This is a genomic window from Dactylosporangium vinaceum (assembly GCF_019904175.1).
Lineage (GTDB): Bacteria > Actinomycetota > Actinomycetes > Mycobacteriales > Micromonosporaceae > Dactylosporangium > Dactylosporangium vinaceum.
This window is the reverse complement of sequence record NZ_CP061913.1, coordinates 11,694,558-11,713,481: the sequence shown is the minus strand read 5'-3', so window position 1 is coordinate 11,713,481 and position 18,924 is coordinate 11,694,558. Positions and strand designations below refer to the sequence as shown.

Annotated in this window: 16 protein-coding genes; 8 read left to right on the top strand and 8 right to left on the bottom strand. The window is 70.3% G+C overall.

The window, feature by feature from the left end; translation table 11 throughout:
- The first annotated feature begins 140 nt into the window (after positions 1-140).
- The gene (locus tag Dvina_RS52750) at positions 141-1,757 is read left to right on the top strand and encodes an alpha/beta hydrolase (RefSeq protein ID WP_223099942.1); all 1,617 of its coding nucleotides are present in this window, start codon (positions 141-143) and stop codon (positions 1,755-1,757) included.
- A 70-nt stretch (positions 1,758-1,827) separates the two neighbouring features.
- Here the strand turns inward: Dvina_RS52750 and Dvina_RS52745 are convergent, their stop codons facing one another.
- The 6 genes from Dvina_RS52745 to Dvina_RS52720 all read right to left on the bottom strand — a co-directional run bounded on the left by Dvina_RS52745 (position 1,828) and on the right by Dvina_RS52720 (position 6,452).
- The gene (locus Dvina_RS52745) at positions 1,828-2,229 is read right to left on the bottom strand and encodes a hypothetical protein (protein WP_223099939.1); all 402 of its coding nucleotides are present in this window, start codon (positions 2,227-2,229) and stop codon (positions 1,828-1,830) included.
- Positions 2,230-2,373: 144 nt separating this feature from the next.
- Positions 2,374-3,180, bottom strand: a complete 807-nt coding sequence (locus tag Dvina_RS52740) for a DUF4232 domain-containing protein (protein ID WP_223099938.1) — start codon at positions 3,178-3,180, stop codon at positions 2,374-2,376.
- Complete coding sequence (locus Dvina_RS52735) at positions 3,173-3,640, bottom strand: RNA polymerase sigma factor (protein ID WP_223099936.1); 468 nt, start codon at positions 3,638-3,640, stop codon at positions 3,173-3,175. The genes Dvina_RS52740 and Dvina_RS52735 overlap by 8 nt, the downstream gene beginning before the upstream one ends.
- 93 nt (positions 3,641-3,733) lie before the next feature.
- A complete protein-coding gene (locus Dvina_RS52730; protein ID WP_223099934.1) occupies positions 3,734-4,951 on the bottom strand; it encodes a hypothetical protein in 1,218 nt (405 codons plus the stop codon).
- The gene (locus tag Dvina_RS52725; RefSeq protein ID WP_246656706.1) at positions 4,944-5,474 is read right to left on the bottom strand and encodes a SigE family RNA polymerase sigma factor; all 531 of its coding nucleotides are present in this window, start codon (positions 5,472-5,474) and stop codon (positions 4,944-4,946) included. The genes Dvina_RS52730 and Dvina_RS52725 overlap by 8 nt, the downstream gene beginning before the upstream one ends.
- Positions 5,475-5,645: 171 nt before the next feature.
- Positions 5,646-6,452 carry an LPXTG cell wall anchor domain-containing protein gene (locus tag Dvina_RS52720; protein ID WP_223099931.1) on the bottom strand — a complete coding sequence of 269 codons (807 nt, stop codon included), beginning with the start codon at positions 6,450-6,452 and terminating at the stop codon, positions 5,646-5,648.
- A 289-nt stretch (positions 6,453-6,741) separates the two neighbouring features.
- Here Dvina_RS52720 and Dvina_RS52715 point away from each other — a divergent pair, with 289 nt between their 5' ends.
- A complete protein-coding gene (locus Dvina_RS52715) occupies positions 6,742-6,879 on the top strand; it encodes a hypothetical protein (protein WP_223099929.1) in 138 nt (45 codons plus the stop codon).
- Between the two features lie 52 nt (positions 6,880-6,931).
- On the opposite strand, the gene Dvina_RS52710 is transcribed toward Dvina_RS52715, so the two are convergent.
- Positions 6,932-8,290 carry a S53 family peptidase gene (locus Dvina_RS52710; protein ID WP_223099927.1) on the bottom strand — a complete coding sequence of 453 codons (1,359 nt, stop codon included), beginning with the start codon at positions 8,288-8,290 and terminating at the stop codon, positions 6,932-6,934.
- Positions 8,291-8,704: 414 nt separating this feature from the next.
- Between Dvina_RS52710 and Dvina_RS52705 the strand changes: the two genes are divergently transcribed.
- The 3 genes from Dvina_RS52705 to Dvina_RS52695 all read left to right on the top strand — a co-directional run bounded on the left by Dvina_RS52705 (position 8,705) and on the right by Dvina_RS52695 (position 14,154).
- On the top strand, positions 8,705-12,958 hold the full coding sequence (locus tag Dvina_RS52705; protein WP_223099925.1) for an Ig-like domain-containing protein: 4,254 nt from the start codon (positions 8,705-8,707) through the stop codon (positions 12,956-12,958).
- A 103-nt stretch (positions 12,959-13,061) separates the two neighbouring features.
- On the top strand, positions 13,062-13,601 hold the full coding sequence (locus Dvina_RS52700) for an RNA polymerase sigma factor (RefSeq protein ID WP_223099923.1): 540 nt from the start codon (positions 13,062-13,064) through the stop codon (positions 13,599-13,601).
- The gene (locus Dvina_RS52695) at positions 13,588-14,154 is read left to right on the top strand and encodes a hypothetical protein (RefSeq protein WP_223099921.1); all 567 of its coding nucleotides are present in this window, start codon (positions 13,588-13,590) and stop codon (positions 14,152-14,154) included. Before Dvina_RS52700 ends, Dvina_RS52695 begins: the two co-directional genes overlap by 14 nt.
- A 51-nt stretch (positions 14,155-14,205) precedes the next feature.
- Here Dvina_RS52695 and Dvina_RS52690 read toward each other — a convergent pair whose 3' ends face one another.
- Positions 14,206-15,348 carry a DUF1996 domain-containing protein gene (locus tag Dvina_RS52690; RefSeq protein ID WP_223099919.1) on the bottom strand — a complete coding sequence of 381 codons (1,143 nt, stop codon included), beginning with the start codon at positions 15,346-15,348 and terminating at the stop codon, positions 14,206-14,208.
- Positions 15,349-15,610: 262 nt separating this feature from the next.
- Between Dvina_RS52690 and Dvina_RS52685 the strand changes: the two genes are divergently transcribed.
- The 3 genes from Dvina_RS52685 (at position 15,611) to Dvina_RS52675 (ending at position 18,908) form a co-directional block, all read left to right on the top strand.
- Positions 15,611-16,120 carry a mycothiol transferase gene (locus Dvina_RS52685; protein WP_223099917.1) on the top strand — a complete coding sequence of 170 codons (510 nt, stop codon included), beginning with the start codon at positions 15,611-15,613 and terminating at the stop codon, positions 16,118-16,120.
- A 77-nt stretch (positions 16,121-16,197) separates the two neighbouring features.
- The gene (locus Dvina_RS52680) at positions 16,198-17,523 is read left to right on the top strand and encodes an NAD(P)/FAD-dependent oxidoreductase (RefSeq protein ID WP_223099915.1); all 1,326 of its coding nucleotides are present in this window, start codon (positions 16,198-16,200) and stop codon (positions 17,521-17,523) included.
- A gap of 323 nt (positions 17,524-17,846) precedes the next feature.
- Positions 17,847-18,908 carry a reverse transcriptase family protein gene (locus Dvina_RS52675; protein ID WP_223099913.1) on the top strand — a complete coding sequence of 354 codons (1,062 nt, stop codon included), beginning with the start codon at positions 17,847-17,849 and terminating at the stop codon, positions 18,906-18,908.
- The last annotated feature ends 16 nt before the right edge of the window (positions 18,909-18,924 follow it).

The following is an 18,924-nucleotide window of genomic DNA, read 5'->3' as shown; positions in this document are numbered from 1 at the left end:
CCGACACCGGTTTTACGCGGGTGGAGGAAAGGGTGTTACGGCTTCCGCGCGGCTGCTGGGGCAGAAAGCATCGGCGTGACATTGTTTGACCCGAATCAGCTGGCCACTGCAAAGATTTGGGCAGATTTGGGAGGGTTGTCTTGACGAACAGAACCGTGAAGGGGCTGGTCCTCTTCACCGCCACGGCCATGGCCGTGGCTCTCGCACCCGCGGCGAGCGCCCTGGCCGCCCCGGGTGCATCGAGCGCCGACGGCTACGCGGCCGCCACGATCCCGTGGGGCCAGTGCGAGAGCCCGGGCCTGCAGCGCCGTGGTGCGCAGTGCGGCCTGCTCGACGTGCCGCTCGACTACAGCAAGCCCAACGGCAAGAAGATCCAGATCGCGGTCTCGCGCATCAAGCACAAGGTCGCGGACAAGGATTACCAGGGCCCCATGCTCGTCAACCCGGGTGGCCCCGGCGGCTCCGGCCTGACGCTGTCCTACCTCGGTGAGTTCGTGCCCAACGGTGCGGGCGACGCCTACGACTGGATCGGCTTCGACCCCCGCGGCGTTGGCTCCAGCGTGCCGGCGCTGCACTGCGACGACAACTACTTCGCGGGTCCGCGCCCCGAGTACATCCCGTGGAACAAGGGCCTGGAGAACCTCTGGCTGAGCAAGTCCAAGGGCTACGCCCAGGCTTGCGGCAAGGCCGGCGGCGAGCTCCTCAACCACATGACCACCGTCGACTCGGTGAACGACATGGAGTCGATCCGCAAGGCGCTCGGCGAGAAGCAGATCAACTTCTACGGCTTCTCCTACGGCACCTACCTCGGCCAGGTCTACGGCACCCTGCACCCGGACAAGGTGCGCCGGATGGTGCTCGACGGCAACGTCGACGTGCGCAAGGTCTGGTACGAGGCCAACCTCGACCAGGACGTCAACTTCCAGCGCAACGAGGAAATCTGGTTCGGCTGGCTGGCGAAGTACGACAGCGTGTACCACCTCGGCAAGACGGCCCAGCAGGTCGAGCTGCGCTGGTACGCCGAGCAGCAGAAGCTCCGCGCGGCCCCGGCCGGCGGCGTGGTGGGCGCCAGCGAGTGGACGGACATCTTCCTCTACGCCGGCTACTACCAGTCGACGTGGTTGGAGCTGGCCGACGCCTTCGCCGGCTGGGCCAACGACCGCAACACGCAGGTCATCGTCGACGCCTACAACAACTACATCGCCCCCGGCGACGACAACGGCTTCGCGGTCTACAACGCGGTGCAGTGCACCGACGTCCAGTGGCCGCAGAGCTGGAGCAAGTGGGAGCGGGACAACTGGCTCACGTTCCTCAAGGCTCCGTTCATGACCTGGTCGAACGCCTGGTTCAACGCGCCGTGCCTCTACTGGCCCGGCAAGGCCCAGAAGCCGGTGAAGGTCGACGGCTCGAAGGTCAAGAGCGTCCTGTTCGTCGGCACCACCCTCGACGCGGCCACCCCGTTCGAGGGCAGCCTGGAGGCTCGCCGGCGGTTCCCGCACGGCGCGCTGCTGGCCGAGGTCGGCCAGACCACGCACGCCAACTCGCTCAACGGCAACGAGTGCGTGGACAACACCATCGCGGACTACCTGGCCACGGGTAAGCTCCCGCAGCGCAAGTCGGGCGACCGCCCCGACAAGAGCTGCGACGCCCTCCCGCAGCCCGACCCGACCGCGGCCTCCGCCGCCGCAACGGCCCAGACGCTCCGCGCTGACACCAGCGTGGCCGCCCGTGAGCCGCTGTACCCGGTGCACCACTAGTACCTGCGGCACACAGCGAGGCGCGGCCGGGCTCCCCGGCCGCGCCTCCGCTGTTTCCCGGCCCGGTCACTCAGGCGTCGATGGCCGCCGTGATCTTCCGCATCATGTCGGCAACTGCCGGCCCGGGCCGCCCGTCGTGCGTCGCCGCCTCCATCGCCGTGACAACGGCGGCCCGGAAGTTCCCGGCCTCCGCCGGCGCCTGCGCCCGCAGCAGCGCACTTGTGGCGCTCAGCGCCGGCAGCACCCGGTCGGCGATCTCCGCCACCGACCGCCCGTTGAGCTCCCTGTGCTTCGCCGGCGTGGCCAGCACGTGCCCGACGAGCCCGGTCGCCGACCCGAGCGCGATACTGCCCCTGGTGGCGATCCGGTGCGGCGACCCACCGGCGGCCCCGGCCGCCGACAGCAGCGTGACCGCCCCGTAGGCGGCGACGCGCATGGTGTGCCGGTCCTGCTCGGTGAGGTTGATCGACATGGCGGGCGCTCCCTGGATCGTGGTGTGTGTCGCTGTTGTCACCACAATGCGGACCCCGCCTGACACGCTCCGGTCACCGCCCTGACGCCGCCCCTGACACGGCTCCGGCCATCGCTTCCCGCGCGGTGTCGGTGATGCTTGTCGTCACTCGCTGAGGCCCGGCACGAGCGGCGAGACGGTGCCGACGTTCACGCCCCGGCCCGAGCAGGCCATGACCGCCCACGGGACGAATATCGCGGCCGTCTCGTCCGGCGGGTACACCCGATAGCCGCGTACCTCCACGGGCTGGCATTCGGGGCCGAACGCGTCGGGATTGCCGTCGTGGACCGTCGCGTGGCCGGACGCCTGGGGTGCGAGGGTGAACCGGGCCGGTGTCGTGCCGCTCTTGCGTACCGTGGCCTCGTTCACCTGCTGGCCCGAGTCTCCGGCGACCCACGAGACGCCCGGGTAGCCGTACAGGGTGCAGGATCTGCTGGATGTGTTCGTGAAGACCAGCCACACATATCGGTTGTTCATCTCGCCACCGCCGCTCATCGCGCCCTGCGCCGTCACTTTCAGATCGCCGGTATGGCAGCGGCCGATCTGCTGTGTCGTGGCACCGCCCGACGAGGCCGGGCCGCCGGCCGCACCGCCCGACGAGGGGCCGCCGGCGCCGACGGCTGACGCAGAGCCGGTATCGGTCGGGCCGGCGGAGATGGCGGGCGGAGAAGGCGGCCGGGACGCCGAGGCGCCGGGAACGGGGACCGGCGGCGGCCCTTCGACGATCCGGTACGCGAGGCCGGCAACGCCCGCGCCGAGCACCACCGCGGCGGCGGAGACGGCTGTCACCCGCACCGCGCGGCGGCGGCGTGCGGCCCGGGCGATCTGCTCGTAGACCCCCGGGGGCGGCCCGAGGGGCTCGACTCGGTGCTGCTGCAGCCAATCCTCGAACCGGCCGTCGGGGTCAGTCATCGGTGCCGTCCAGTTCTGCTCGGATTCGCGCCCTGGCATGGAACAGGTCCGACTTCACCGTGCCCTCCGGGCGGCCGACGATCGCGGCGACCTCGCGGATCGAGAAGCCGGCCAGGTAGTGCAGCACCAGGGCGGTGCGCTGGTGTTCGGGCAGCGGCTCGAGCATCGTGCGCAGGTCGGACCGCAGGACCGGACCATCGTGCCTGTCGGCCGCCGCCAGGGTCAGGGCCCGGCGCTCCCGCTGGGCGCGTCGCCAGTGGTCCCGCAGGAGGTTCACCGCGACCTTGTAGAGGTACGCGTGTGGATCGTACGAGTCGGACCAGCGCGACAGCAGCCGGGTGAACGCCTCGGCCGCGATGTCGTGCGCGGTCTCGTCGTCGTCGACCTGGCGGCGCACCCAGCCCGCCAGACGGGCGTAGTTCGCCGCGAAGAAGTCGCGCCTCGCGTTTTCGTGCACCACCGTTTGGACCGCCCCCCGCAGCGTTGCGAACCTGAAGACGTCGATTCCCGGCCCTCGGTTGAGCGGAGGGCCGGGAATTTCGGGACGGGCGGATCAGCCCTCGACCACCTGGACGCTCACCGAGTTGTCGGCCTTGCGGTCCGGGTACACGCCGTTGTCGGGCGTGACGGCGTGGACGTAGAGGGTGCACTGGGTGTTCAGCGGGCCCGCGGGTGCGGTCAGCTGGATCGTGATCACTCGGCTCGCCCCCGCGGCCAGGCTCGGCAGCGTGCAGCTCCGCGGGGATCCACCGGTCTGGAAGGTGCACTCCGGGCCGGCCTGCGCCTGCCAGCCCGAGTCGACACCGAGGGAGAACTCGACCTGGCCCGGGGTGGCGGCCTGTGCTCCGTTGTGGACTGTCACCTTCAGCGTGCCCGTGCGGGTGCCGTCGGCCTGCGTGGTCATCGTCAGCTTGTCGGCGGTCATGGTCAGCGCGGTGACGTTCGGGTTGGTGCCGAACGCGGTCGGGCCGCCGGTCTGGGTGAACTTGGTGCCGTTCCAGCCGTACGTGCGCCACTGGTGCTGCGAGGCCTGCGCCATCTCGCAGCACGGCCGGTAGTCACCCACGTCGACCCGGACCTGGCCGTTGTCGCCGGTCGCGATCGCCCAGATAGTCTCGATGTCCGTGCCCTGCTTGCCGAGGCTGCCGGCGCTCCCGACGACCCGGCCGAGTGTGACGATCTTGCCGCCGGCGTCCCGGTCGAAGGCGATGACCTGGAAGTCGCTGCCCTGGGGCGTGCACTCGATGAGCGCCACCGTCTCCTGCGCGCCGTCGTGGTCGACGTCGGCGTACACCAGGTCGCCTTTCAGCTTGGCAACACCGTTGTAGCCGGCCTTGCCGTCGGTGAACTTCACCTTGCCTTCCGGGCAGGTCCCGGCGGCGAGGCCGCCGGGCCAGGCCGGGATGTCGAGCGTCGCCTTGCCCAGGTCGGTCTTGCTGATCTTGCCGTCCGGCGCGGCGGAGCTCGGGGACGTGGCCGGTGTGGTTGGGGAGTCCGCGGTGGTCGGGGCGGCCTCGGTGGGCGCGACAGTCGCCGACTCGCCGGGGACGACGGGCGGTGGGCCGTTGGAGTCGCCGACCGCCGCATAGGCCACGACCGGCGCGGCGATGGCGAGCGCGGCGAGGGTGGTCGCGGCGATCGTCTTCACCCGGTGCCGGCGGTGCACCGTTTGCTGTGCGGCCGCGGTGCCGGCCGGCTTGACGTGCGGTGCGACCTCGTTGCGGAAGTCCGCGAACGCGCCGGCGAGGATCTGGTCGTCGAAGTCAGCCACGGTGGTTCTCCTTGTCGGTCAGTTGCGCGGCCAGGACCGTGCGGCCCCGGTGCAGCCAGGACTTGACGGTCCCTTCGGCGACACCCTCTTGGCGCGCGATCTCATTGATGGGCAGATCGGCCAGGTAGTGCAGGATCACCGCCCGGCGCTGCTGCGCGGGCAGCGCGTTGAGGGCCCGGGCCAGCGCCACCCGGTCCGGGCTCGGCGACGGTGCGTGCTCCTCGCGCTGGCGCTGTGCGAACAGCAGCGCGGTCCGCGTCCGCCGCCAGCGGCTGGTGGCCAGGTTCCAGGCGACCCGGCGCACCCAGGCGGCCGGATCGTCCATTGCCGACACGCGCTTCCAGCGGGCCAGGGCGCGGCAGAACGCCTCCTGGACCATGTCCTGCGCGGTGGCCATGTCGTTCGTGTACGCGTACAGCTGAATGGTCAGCGGTCGGAAAAAGGCCGCGTAGAACTCCTCGAAACCGAGACTGCGCGGCGGTCCGCTGTCGGACAACCTCCCGAGTGCGTCCCCGTCAAGCAACGTCACCACACTGCCCTTCCTCCCCATTGCGGCCGGTGCCCCCGGCCGTACGGCGACAACACGCGGGGCGGGGCCCTTCGGTTGCAGCAAACTTCTGTCGCCCCGCCGACAGAGATCGACGGGCACAAAAAAAGACCGCCCCCAATGGGGGCGGTCTGCGGAGCTGGAGGGTCAGGCGACGAACTTGACGTTCTTACGGCGCCGGTACACGAAGAACAGCACCAGACCGGCCGCGAGGAGCGCGACACCGGCGCCGGTGATCATGCCGACGTTGTCGCCGGTGACCGGCAGGCCCGGGCCCGGGTGCGCGACCGGCGTGGCGGACAGCGACGGCGACGGCGAGGTGTTCGGCTGCTGCTGGGGGCAGGCCCGCACGAGCTGGAAGGGCACGTCCTTCTCGCCGGTGTACTCCGGGTCGGTGAACGCGATGCCGGTGATGAGCACGAGGCCGGCCGGGGTCTTCGCCCAGACGCCGTCCTTGGTGAGCGCGGCGGTCCAGCCCGCGGGCGGCGCCGGGATGGCGGCGTTCGCGCCCCGCTTGGAGAGCGTGGCCCGCTTGCTCTTGATCGCCGCGGCGGCCCGGGCCTCGTCGGCGCCGTCGATCGCCTGGAACAGGTTGCCGTCCGGCGTGACGTAGAGGATGTAGAGCTTGCCGGTCTTCTCGTCGCCGAACGCGAGCGCGTAGGAGATCGATTCGAACTCCAGCGCCGGCTTGCCGAACAGCCAGCCGTCGGTGCCCGCGACCGCCACGCCGGTGTCGATTCCGGTGCAGCCCTTGTTGGGCGCGGTGGCGGCGTAGACGCCGTCGTCGGAGATGTCGAGGAAGATGTCGCCGGGCGTCTCGTCCGTCTGCACCGCCGGCGACTTGGCCGGCGACGGGCTCGTCTCGACCGCCCGGGCCGGCGTGCCGAGGGCGCCGATGAGCAGAGCGGTGGCGGCCGTCGCCGTGGCGATCCGCTTGATTCCCCGTAGCTTCATACGATTCCCATCAAGTCGCGAATGGACCCGAGGAATCTCCCAGCTCGTTCCCAGTTCAGCAACGCCGACGAATCGGACTTAATCGCCACTTAAGCCAACGAGCCGGATGGATGTTCCCGCCGGTTCTGGCCGAACGGATGAGGCCGGATCCGCGCTGCGGAATCGCAAGGATTCGCAGCGTGAGGGCTTGGAACCCGGCGGTGGGGCGAGTCCGGCCGGTTGAGCCGGGCGTCGACGGGGCATCACGTCCTACGAACGGATCTCGCCCCGGTGATGCGAAGGAGCAGTGATGGCTGAGAACACCAAGCAGACGAGCGAGCAGGCGGCCTCGGCGGCCAGCGAGGTGCTGCGCGATCCCGAGGCGACAAAGGAAGACAAGAAGGCCGCGGGCAGCGCGCTCTCGCAGACGCCCTCGAAGTCGGAGTGAACAAGCGAGGGGCCCCGGCATTGCGCCGGGGCCCCTCACCGTGCGGCGGTTGCTACAGGAACGCGAGCGCGGGGACGAACTTGCCCGCGTCGATGGTGCCCCAGCCCGAGCTCAGGTCGTAGCCGGGTGTGGCCGGGAAGCCGGTGACGCCTTCGAAGCTGTTGTCGCCCGAGGTCACGTCGACCAGGCCGGTCGGCAGGTGGGTGTGGGTGCTGCCGGCGCCGAGAAGGTACAGCGCCGCGTTGATGTCGCCCAGCCGGCGGCCGGCCTGCTGGTCGGCCAGGGCCACGATCCCGGAGAAGATCGGGGTGGCCTCGCTGGTCCCGCCGAAGATGTGCCACGGCGAGTCGGCGCCGACGAACGAGTAGTACACCCACGCGCCGCCGTCGACGGCGCTGCTCATCGAGATGTCGGGCGTGCCGCGGTGGTTGCCGACCACGTTCTTCACGCCGGCCTGGAAGAGCGGGCGCGGGAAGACGTGGGACAGGCCGCCGCCGCCGGCGCCGTAGCCGTCGTTCCAGACGACGTCGGCGGAGACCCGCTTGCCGGTGTTGTCGAGGTTGAGCTGGGTGCCGCCGATGGAGGTCACCAGCGGGTCCGACGAGGGCCAGGAGTTCACCGGGAACGTGTAGAGGTCCTCGCCGTTCTCCTGGTAGTCGGTCGCGCCGGCGTCGCCCGAGGCGGCCAGCACCGTGACGCCGTGCAGCGCGGCGTCGGCGAAGGCGTACCGCAGGTTCTGGATGCTGCGGAAGTCGCCCTTGTCGAAGCCCGGGAACGTGTTCTCGGTCGCGCCGAAACTCTGCGAGATCACGTCGCCGACGCCCTTGTCGATGAGGGCCTTCTCGGCGTTCATCATCTCGGGCAGGCCGGTCACGCCCTCGGTCTCGGCGACCGGGGTCTCCACCAGCACGATCTTGGCGTCGGGCGCGATCGCGTGCGCGTATTCGACGTCGAGCGTGGTCTCCTGGGCCCACCCGACGTGGTCGGCGTTGTTCGGGTCGAACGCCGGGATGGTGCCGGCCTGGACCACCTGCACGCTGGTGTTCGGCAGGCCCCACTGGGCGTCGAAGGCCTCGAGGTCGTGCTGGATCGTCGGCGACCCGAAGGAGTCGACGATGACGATCGTGCGCCCCTTGCCCGTGATGCCGCGGGAGTACAGCGAGTTGAGGTTGTACGCCGTGCGGTACTGCAGCGGGGAGTAGCAGTGGATGCCGATCTGCGCGACGCAGTCGGAGGTGGACAGCGGCGCCGTCCGGGAGACCTTTTCGACATGCCCGGTGATCGCCGGGCGGAGCTTGAACGCGGGCACCGCGGCCGTGGCCGCCGGCGCGGCCACCGCGGCGACACCGGCCACCGTGGTGGTCACGACTGTCGCGACGGCGGCCCGGGACACGATCGAGATGAGCTTCATCGGCACCTCTCGTGCTGACCAACAATGACAAGCCCATCGGAACCGCTCACCCCGCCCTCGCGGAACGGCTACGACCCTATTCGTTACCCTTTCTCGATATCCGTGGCCTTTCAAATCCGACACGCGACCGGAATAATCCGGCCACCATCACGTGACGATGGTTGGTCGACTCCTGGAAGCTCGCTGAAAAGGTGCATTGCACCATTTGCGGCAACGACCAAACCGATTGAATCGGACATATGCCTACCAATGTCCGGCGGAATTCGTTGCTACGCGGTAAAAGCGCGGACTCGTCCGACAGGTGGATTACGAGGCGGTACGAATAGCGGTCGAAAACGAACATGAAAATGACTACGGTCCGGTTCCATGCGCGTACGAGCCCGGACGATAGTAAGTGCGGTAATCACGGGGATTTTGGCGGCTTCCGTACTGGTAGCGCCGCCCGCGGCCCACGCGGACAACACGACCATCGCCAAGGACGTACTGCGGACCGGATGGGACAACCAGGAGCCGGGCCTGACCCCGAGCACGGTGGTCGGGGCCAACTTCGGCCAGCTGTTCAAGACGCCGGTGCAGGGCCAGGTCTACGCCCAGCCACTGGTGGTCGGCAGCACCGTGGTCACGGCCACCGAGGACAACTGGGTCTACGGGCTCGACGCGGTCACCGGCGCCGTCAAGTGGTCGCGCTCGCTCGGCGCGCCGTGGCCGGCCGCGACGACGGGCTGCGCCGACCTCACGCCGAACATCGGCAGCACCTCCACCGGGGTCTATGACGCCTCCAGCGGCTACACGTACATCAGCACGAAGACCAATGACGGACCGGACGCGAACCACCCGAACTGGTACCTCCACGCCGTCAACCTCACCACCGGAGCCGAGAAGTCCGGCTGGCCGATCAAGATCGCCGGCACCCCCGCGAACGACCCGGACCACCCCTTCAACGCGAAGGACGTCAACAACCGCCCGGGTCTGCTGCTCATGAACGGCGTGGTGTACCTGGCGTTCGGCGGGCACTGCGACTACGGCACATACGTCGGCTGGGTCGCCGGCGTCAACGTCAGCACCGGCGTCACCAACCTCTGGTCGGACGAGGTCGGCGTGAGCAACAAGCTCGCCGGCATCTGGCACGCCGGCGGCGGCATCATGTCCGACGGCAACGGCCGGATGTTCGTGGCCACCGGCAACGGCGCCACCCCGCCGAACAGCCCGGGCATGCCGCCGCCGAAGCAGCTGTCGCAGTCGGTGATCCGCCTCGGCGTCGACGCCAACGGGGTCATCTCCTCCAAGGACTTCTTCAGCCCGTCCAACGCGGCCGTGCTCGACCAGAACGACCAGGACTTCGGCAGCGGCGGCCCGGTCGGCCTGCCCGACCAGTACTTCGGCACCGCGAGCGTCCCGCACCTCATGGTCCAGGGCGGCAAGGACGGCCGGGTCTTCCTGCTCAACCGCGACAACCTCGGCGGCAAGGCGCAGGGCGCCAACGGCGGCGACAACGTGGTGCAGCAGCTCGGCCCCTACCACGGGTTCTGGAGCCGGCCCGCGGTGTACGGCGGCGAGGGCGGCTACATCTACATGCTCCAGTCGACGTCGCAGCTGCTGGCCTTCAAGTACGCCGCGACCGGCGACGGCAAGCCGGCCCTCTCACTCGCCGGCAACAGCGCTGAGTCGTTCGGGTACACCTCGGGCTCACCGATCGTGACATCGGACGGCACCACCCCCGGCTCGGCGGTGGTCTGGCTCATCGGCGCCGACGGCCCCGCCGGCAACGGCGGCCGCCTCTGCGCCTACCGCGGTGTGCCGGTGAACAAGCAGATGCAGCAACTGCGGTGCTTCACTCTGGGGTACGTCTCCAAGTTCTCGTCCCCCGCCAGCTCCAACGGCCGGGTCTACGCCGGCACCCGTGACGGCTTCGTCTACGGCTTCGGCCAGCCCACCACGTCGTCGCTCGCCGCGCCCCAGCTGGACCTGGGCAACGTCGCCCTCGGCGCGAACGGCACCGGCACCGTCACCGCGACCGCCACCCGCACGATCACCATCTCCGCGGTGAACACGGCCGCCCCGTTCACGGCGACCCCGCCGGCGCTGCCGGTCACGCTGAGCGCCGGCCAGACGATAAGCGTGCCGATCAAGTTCACGCCGACAGTGCCCGGCCCGGCCAGCGGGCTGCTCAACTTCACCGTGACCGACGGCGCCAACACGGGCACCGTCGCCACGACGCTCGTGGGCAACGGCATCAAGCCCGGCTTCACCGCCAACACGCCTGTCGTCGACTTCGGAGACCGGCCGGTCGGCTCGAGCAAGGTCCTGACGGCCAGCTTCACCAACACCGGCACCGCGAACGAGACGGTCACCGCGACCACCTCCCCGGCGGCGCCGTTCTCGGTGACCGGCCTGCCCGCCACCGGCACCGTCCTGGCGCCCGGGCAGACGATCGCCGTCGGCGTGAGCTACGTGCCGACCACCAGCGGCCCCCACACCGGGTCGCTGAGCATCTCCGGGGCCAATGGGGTTGCAACAGTACAGCTGAAGGGTCAAGGGGTGACCGGAAGCGCCGAGCTCACCATCGACCCGGGCGAGCTCGACTTCGGCACCGTCCCGGTCGGCACGTCGGTCACGAAGACCCTCACCGTCGCCAACGCCGGCAACCTCGGGCTGACCATCACCAAGGCGGCCCCGCCGACGCTGCCGTTCGTCGTCGACACGCCGCTGCCGGAGAGCCAGGCCATCGGCCCGGACGACGAGCTCACCATCCAGGTGAAGTTCACGCCGACCCAGGCCGGGACGTTCACGGGGCAGTACCTCATCAGCTCCGACGACGGCCACGGCGCCCACAGCATCCCGGTCCGGGGCACGGCCACGGTGACGGGCGCGCCGGTGCCGAGCATCGTCGGCGGCAGCTGGGTGCTGAACGGCTCGGCCTCGATGGACGGCACCGCCCTCCAGCTCACCCCGAACGCGGGTGACAAGGTGGGCACGGCGATCTACTCCAACCCACTGCCCAGCGCCAACCTGACGGCCTCGTTCACCGCGCAGATCGGCGGCGGCAGCGGCGCTGACGGCCTGGCCTTCGCACTGCTCGACGCGTCCCGGAGCATCGGGCTCAAGAGCGTCGGTGGCGGTGGCGGCGGGATGGGCGTGCAGAACCTGCCCGGCGTCTACGTCTCGCTCGATACGTGGCAGGGCGCCAACGACACGTCGGCCAACTTCATCGGCATCGCGACGACCGGCAACGCGGCCGGCCTGCAGTACCTGGCCACGGCGACGAACATCCCGAACCTGCGGACCGGCACCCACGCGATAGTGGTGAGCACGGCCACCGGCAAGCTCACCGTGTCCATCGACGGCACCCAGGTGCTCGAGTCGACGGTGGCCCTGCCGGCCAGCACGCTGCTCGCGTTCGGCGGCGGCACCGGCGGTGCCTATGACCGGCACGCGGTGAGCAACGTGGCCATCACCTCCGGCGGCACGGGCATTCCGGCGCCGGGGACCGGCTGGCGGTACAACGGAAGCGCCTATCCCAACGGCGACGAAGCGATCCTCACGGCCGCCCAGAACAACCTCGCCGGCTCGGCCTTCTACAGCACGCCGGTGAACACCAACGGGCTCAAGGCCTCCTTCACGATGACCATGGGCGGCGGCAGCGGCGGCGACGGCATGTCCTTCGCGCTGCTCGACCCGGCCACGTCGGCGGGTGGCGTCGGCACGGCCGGCTCGGGCGTCGGCGTCAACGGGCTGTCCGGGGTGGCGGTGACGTTCCGGACGTACCAGGGCTCCGGGGTGGCGTCGGGCAACTGGATAGGCATCGCCACCACCAAACCGGGCGCGGCCGACTTCACGTACGTCGCCACCAACACCCAGCTGACCGACATGCGCACCGGCGACCACCAGGTGCAGATCGAGGTCGTCGGGCTCACCGTCATCGTGAAGCTCGACGGGGTCCAGGTCCTCAGCGGCCGGGTCCCGGCGCTGCAGGCCACCGCGCTTGTCGGTCTGACCGGCGGCACCGGTGGCGTCAACGACGTCCACGCCGCCTCCAACGTGCAGATCACGTCGGGCGCGGCGCTCACCCCGCTGGCGGCCCCGCCGTCGGCGAACTGGAAGGCCAACGGCTCCACGGTGGTCAACGGCGGCACCGTCCGCCTCACCGGGCCGGTGGCGATGCAGGCCGGTACCGCGATCTACACCACCCCGATCAACCCGGCCCGCCTCAACGCGAGCTTCACGATCCGGATCGGGGACGGCCAGGGCGGTGCCGACGGCATGACCTTCATGCTCGTCGACCCGGCCGCGGGCACGTCGAGCTCGCTCGGTGCGGCCGGCGGCGGCCTCGGCTTCGCGGGCGTCCCGGGGGTGGCGGTCTGCTTCGTGACGTATCCGCAGGGTAGCCAGGCGTCGAACAACTTCATCGGGATCGCGACCACGGGCGGCAGCGCCATGGGCGTGAACTTCATCGCGACCGCCACCGCCGGGGTGCCCAACCTGCGCGCCGGCACGCACAACGTCCAGGTCCGGGCCGGCGGCGGCGGCGACCTCGTCGTCACCATCGACGGCACCACCGTCCTGGACACGCTGGTGACGCTGCCCGCCACGGTGCTGCCCGGCTTCAGCGGCGGCACCGGCGGCTGGTACGACACGCACGAGGCGAGCAACATCAACATCCAGTACTAGCCACGGTTGATCGGTCGAGAGGCCCGGCCACCGGACTGCGCCGCATGTCGGAGTCCGGTGGCCGGGCCTGTAACGCTCCGGTGCGCAAAGACCAAGTACAGGTGTGATTGACAAGGTTCCCGAGTTCGCCCGGAGCCCGGAGGCGTTCGAGGCGTTCTACCGCGAGCACATCAACGCGGTCCAGCGCTTCATCGCCCGCCGGGTCGACGACCCCCACACCGCCGCCGACCTGACCGCCGACGTCTTCCTGGCCGTCATCGACTCGGCCCACACGTATCGCCCGGACCGCGGCCCCCTGCTCCCGTGGCTCTACGGCGTGGCCCACAACGTGGTCGCCGCCGAACGCCGCCGGGCCACCCGCGAGCACGACGCCGGCCGCCGCATCGCCGGCCGCCGGCTGTTGGACCCCTCCGACATCGCCCGCCTGGAAGAGCGCATCGACGCCGAGTCAAAGGCCCGGCAGGTGTACTCCGCGCTGGCCGACGTCCCCCACGGCACGAGACGAATCATCGAACTGGTCGCCGTCGACGGGCTGACCATAGCCGAAGCCGCAGCCGCCCTCGGCATCTCGCCCGTCCTGGCCCGAGTACGCCTCCACCGCGCCCGCCTCAGCATCGGAGTGAACGCCCATGGGTACGCCTGAAATGACCTTCGAGGACCGCCTGCTCGACGAGCTGAAGCTGGTGGTGGCCACCGGCTCGGCCGCCGGCACCGCCCCGGCCCCCGCCCGTTCCACCCGCCGCCGCCGGCCGGTCGCCGTGGCCGCCGTGGCCGCCACGTCGGCCGTCGCTCTGGGTGCGGTGCTCATCACCCAGCTGAACCAGCCGGCGTACGCCGTCTCCCGCGACGACGACGGCTCGGTCCGCGTCTCCATCTTCGACTACCGCGACCCGGACGGCCTACGCGCCAGGCTCGCCGCGTTCGGCGTCCGGGCCCAGGTCGACTTCCTGCCCTTCGACCGCACCTGCCGCGAACCCCGCGCCGACTACGTCCCGGCGGCCGCAATGCCGCTGGCGCTGGTGGAGTGGCCGGAGCCGGGCCGCAACGACAGCTACTTCCGCATCCACCCGCAGTACATCGCCCCGGGCCAAACCCTTGTCTACACGGTCCGAGTCAACCGCAAGGCCCACGACCAGCGCGCCGCGATCCGCCTCGCCAACGGCCCGGTCGCCGCCTGCGACCAGGTTCCCGCCTAGCACGTATCGAGGAAGCCGGCCGGCCGGCGCGGCGCGTGGCCGGCGGTGGGCTTACTGCTGGTACCCGTTGTCGTCGCAGGTGCGGCGCTGGAGGAGGCAGTTCTTCGTGCGTTTGTTCATGGTGGTCTGGTCCCACATGATGAAGGCGTCGCCGTGCATGGAGGAGGCGCTCGCGCCCTGCTTGTCGGAGGACAGGTAGTAGCCGGCGGTCGTGCCCTTGGCGCCGTACTGGATGTCGAAGGTCACCGCGGGAATCTTCACCGGATGCGTTTTCGGGCACGCGTTGTTGGCGCCGAAGGCGACGTGGTCCTTGTGGTTCGGGCTGTCCAGGTTCTTGCCGTCCCAGCAGTCCGGGAACGCCAGCATGAAGTGCAGCGTCGCGTCGCCGCCGCAGATGGGCCAGTTGCCGTTCGTGCTGCGGGCTATGCCGTCCAGGTCGCCCGGGCCGTAGAAGGCGCAGTAGAACTGGCCCTGGGAGCCGCGGGGTGTGGGGACGCTCTTCTTGGCGTCGCCCGCGATCATGCGCAGGCCGTTGGGCATCGGGAACTGGCCGGTCGAGGTGTTCATGCGGGTGCGGTAGTACACGCGGAAGCCCGTGGTCTCGACCGGCTGGTTCGTCGCGGCGTCGTAGAGGGTCGGAACCCAGTACGCGGAGTGGTCCAGGACCGGCTTGCACGTCGTGGCCGTGAACTTCGTCAGGTCCGACGGTGTCGTGGCGGCGTTTGTGGCCTTGTTCCCCACGAACGAATGCATGTGCGAGGCGCCCGGCAGGCCCGGGAAGACGATCGGGTCGTCCGCGGCCGAGTGGCTGTACTGGCAGTCGGCCCGAAACTCCGCCAGGTTGCCCACACCGGCGGGAACCGGGTCGGGGGACAGGGCCGCGTAGGCGTCGACCTGCGCCTTCCACACGGCCGGGTCAACGGGGACCCACCCGCCGACGGCCGCCGGGGCCTTGGCCGACGTCGGCGAAGCGGAGGCCGGGCTTGAGGCCGAGGCCGAGGCCGAAGTCCCGCCGAGACCGGCCGAACCATCGGAGGACGAGCCGGAGACCCCCGACTGTAGAGCGCTCACCGGCTCCGCCGCCGGCGCTGCGGCGTCGTCACCGGCCCGGAGATACACCGCCCCGGCCACTACAGCCAGCGCCAAAACGCCAGCTCCACCCGCCAGCAGACCCCGCGTAAGCCTCTTCGCCACGGCGGAATGGTAGACGGCCTTCGGCCACCGCCGGGAGCCATCTAAGCCGCACTTAAAGCAGCCCAAAGAGAGCGCTCTCCGAACCCTCGGCGTCGGTGGGAATGGTCCCGGCCGGTGGTCGCTTCACAAGCATCGAGGGATTCCGTTCGCCCGAGTGGGGCTGGCGGGGCGAGACGTTGTGAACGTGCGCTGCGACACGACTGCACTCCGGCTGCAGGGGTACAACAGACGGAGCCGACACAGCAGAGAGGGAGCGAGACGGATGCGGGTGCACGAACTGCTGGCCGAGGGGTTCGGCCGGCTCCCCGACCTGGTGCGCGAAGCGGTCGACGGACTGAGCGCCGAGCAGCTGCACTGGGCGCCGAAGCCGGGGGCGAACTCGATCGGCTGGCTGGTGTGGCACCTCACCCGGGTGCAGGACGACCACATCACCGACCTGATGGACGGCGCGGAGCAACTGTGGGTGACCGGGGACTACGCGGCGAAGTTCGGGCTGAAGGCGCAGGCCAGTGACAGCGGCTACGGGCACGGCCCCGAGCAGGTCGACGCGGTCCGGCCGGAGTCGGCCGCGGCGCTGCTCGAGTACTTCGACGCCGTCTACGCCCGGACCCGCTCCTACCTGGCCCACCTCGAGGAAGGCGACCTGGACCGGATCGTCGACGAGCGCTGGGACCCGCCGGTGTCGCTCGGCGTCCGGCTGGTGAGCATCCTCGACGACGACGTCCAGCACGCGGGCCAGGCCGCGTACGTGCGGGGCCTGCTGCCCGCGTAACGAGCGACCTGAGCCGGCTCACAGCAGGTAGTGCACGACACACATTCGCAGCGACGCAACGGTGGTGTACTTGATTTATGGACGAGCATGAGCAGCCGCGACACCGGGTGGTCGTCATCGGCGCCGGCTTCGGAGGACTCTTCGCGACCAAAGCGCTGAAGAACGCCCCGGTTGACGTCACCCTGATCAACGGCACGGCCTACCACCTGTTCCAGCCGCTGCTGTACCAGGTGGCGACCGGCATCCTGTCCGAGGGCGAGATCGCCCCGCCGATCCGGGAGGTGCTCAAGCGCCAGAAGAACGCCAAGACGCTGCTCGGCACCGCCACCCACATCGACCCGGTGGCCAAGCGGGTCGACGTGGTCGCGCCCGGGGTCGCCTACAGCGTCGAATACGACTCGCTCATCGTGGCGGCCGGCGCCTCCCAGTCGTACTTCGGCAAGAACGAGTTCGCCGAATTCGCGCCGGGCATGAAGAGCATCGACGACGCGCTGGAACTGCGCGGGCGGATCTTCGGCGCGTTCGAGCTGGCCGAGATCGAGACCGATCCGGCCGCGATCGATCGGCTGCTGACCTTCGTGGTCGTCGGCGCCGGCCCGACAGGCGTCGAGATGGCCGGGCAGATCGCCGAGCTCGCGCACCGGCACCTGCCGGGGCAATACCACAACATCGACCCGCGGCAGGCCCGGATCATCCTTGTCGACGCGCTGCCGACGGTGCTCTCCACGTTCGGCGACCACCTCTCCACCGAGGCGCTGCGCCAACTGCACAAGCTCGGCGTCGAGGTGGAGCTGAGCACCAAGGTCGTCGACGTCGACGAGAGCGGCATCGAGGTCGAGACCGACAACGGGCGGCGGCGCATCGAGTCGTCGACCAAGATCTGGGCGGCCGGCGTGGCCGCGCCGGCGCTGTCGGTGCAGCTGGCCCAGGCGACCGGCGCCGAGACCGACCGGGCCGGGCGGCTCAAGGTCAACCCGGACACCACGGTGCCCGGGCACCCGGAGATCTACGCGGTCGGCGACATGATGGCGCTCGACCAGCTCCCCGGCGTCGCCCAGGTCGCGATCCAGAGCGGCCGGCACGCGGCCGGGCAGATCAAGAAGCGCCTGGCCGGGCAGCCGACCGGCCAGCCGTTCAAGTACTTCGACAAGGGCAGCCTCGCCACCATCTCGCGGTTCTCGGCCGTCGCCAGCGTCGGCCGGTTCCACTTCGCCGGCCTGCTCGGCTGGCTGCTCTGGCTGGTGGTGCACCTGCTCTACCTGGTGGGCTTCAAGAACCGGGTGACAGCTGTCCTGCACTGGTTCGTCAGCTTCATCGGCCGCGGCCGTTCGGAGCGGGTCGCCACGTTCCAGCAGGTGTTCGCCCGGCGGGCGCTTCAGGAGTATCAGGAGAAGCTGCCGTAGGCTGAGCCCGTGGCAGCGCGCCCCGAGCTGATCGCGGCTCGCCGTGATCGCTCCGGGGCAACCCCGGGGGCGCAGTGATGAGCACCGCAGCACACCGCCGGCCCTCAGCCGCACTTCGTGCGACACCGGGCAGGCACGACCGGGCAACGTCGGGGCGCGCTGTCGCACACGCCTTGGCGCTGGCGATGCTGGCGGCACCGGAATGGTCCCGCCCGGCGCTGGCCGAAGCCGGCGCCGCGACCTTCGGGCGCCGTCCGCGATGGCTGGCCGCACTGCTTTCAGACGTTTTCCGGGGGTACCCCCACAGGCCCGCCGACCGCCCGATGGAGCTCGCCGAGTTCATCGCGGCGCACCTGCCGGCCCGGTTGCCGGTCCGGATCGTCGTGCGCCGGGCCGTGCCGACGCGGACGGTGCGGATGCGGTGGGACACGCCCGTGCTCGACGACCTCGCGGCCCTCGCCGAACTCCTGGAGCTCGACGGCGACCGGCTCGACTGGCTCGCCGACCGGCGGGAGATGAACCGGAAGACTCTGCGGGAACCGCTCAGGCACTACCGGTACACCTGGATGGGCCGGCGGTTGATCGAGGCACCGAAGCCGCTCCTGCGCGGACTGCAGCGCCGGCTGCTGGACGAGGTGCTCGGGCGCATTCCGGTGCACCCGGCGGCGCACGGCTTCGTCCCCGGGCGGTCGGTCCACACCTTCGCGGCGCCGCACACCGGGCGGGACGTCGTCGTACGGATCGATCTCGCGCACTTCTTTGCGAGCATTTCGGTGCAGCGGGTGTACGGCCTGTTCCGCTCGGTCGGCTACCCGGAGCCGGTCGCGCACGCCCTCGCCGCACTGTGCACGACGAGCACCCCGTCGGACATCGCGCGCGGCTCGATTGCGCTGCGCACCCCGCATCTGCCGCAGGGCGCACCGACCTCGCCGGCGCTTGCCAATCTGTGCACGTTCCGGCTCGACCGGCGGCTGACCGGGCTGGCGCTGTCGTTCGGTGCCACGTATACGCGCTACGCCGACGATCTCGCCTTTTCCGGGTCGTTCAACGCCGATCACGTCATCGCGGCCGTCAGGCAGATCGTGGCCGGCGAGGGCTTCCGGGTGAATCCGGCGAAGACGCGCGTGCGCGGGCGGGGCGATCGGCAGCGGCTGGCTGGCCTCGTGGTGAACGAGCGGCCGGGGGTGGCCCGGGAGGAGTACGACCGGCTGCGGGCCATCCTGCACGCCGCCGCCCGCGACGGCCTCGACGCGGCCAACCGGGATGATCACCCCGATTTTCGCAATCACCTGCTCGGGCGGATCGCCTGGGTCGGCCACGGCAGCCCGGCGCGCGCGGCCAAACTGCGGGAACTGTTCGGGCTGGTCGCCGCGACAGGCTTGTGATCGTCTGTCATATTCG

Bases quoted from the DNA above. Each gene is read 5' to 3' on its own strand.
- Dvina_RS52745 (WP_223099939.1), bottom strand. From the start codon at position 2,229: ATGTCGATCAACCTCACCGAGCAGGACCGGCACACCATGCGCGTCGCC.
- Dvina_RS52740 (WP_223099938.1), bottom strand. From the start codon at position 3,180: ATGACTGACCCCGACGGCCGGTTCGAGGATTGGCTGCAGCAGCACCGA.
- Dvina_RS52720 (WP_223099931.1), bottom strand. From the start codon at position 6,452: ATGAAGCTACGGGGAATCAAGCGGATCGCCACGGCGACGGCCGCCACC.
- Dvina_RS52715 (WP_223099929.1), top strand. From the start codon at position 6,742: ATGGCTGAGAACACCAAGCAGACGAGCGAGCAGGCGGCCTCGGCGGCC.
- Dvina_RS52710 (WP_223099927.1), bottom strand. From the start codon at position 8,290: ATGAAGCTCATCTCGATCGTGTCCCGGGCCGCCGTCGCGACAGTCGTG.
- Dvina_RS52695 (WP_223099921.1), top strand. From the start codon at position 13,588: ATGGGTACGCCTGAAATGACCTTCGAGGACCGCCTGCTCGACGAGCTG.
- Dvina_RS52685 (WP_223099917.1), top strand. From the start codon at position 15,611: ATGCGGGTGCACGAACTGCTGGCCGAGGGGTTCGGCCGGCTCCCCGAC.
- Dvina_RS52680 (WP_223099915.1), top strand. From the start codon at position 16,198: ATGGACGAGCATGAGCAGCCGCGACACCGGGTGGTCGTCATCGGCGCC.
- Dvina_RS52675 (WP_223099913.1), top strand. From the start codon at position 17,847: ATGGAGCTCGCCGAGTTCATCGCGGCGCACCTGCCGGCCCGGTTGCCG.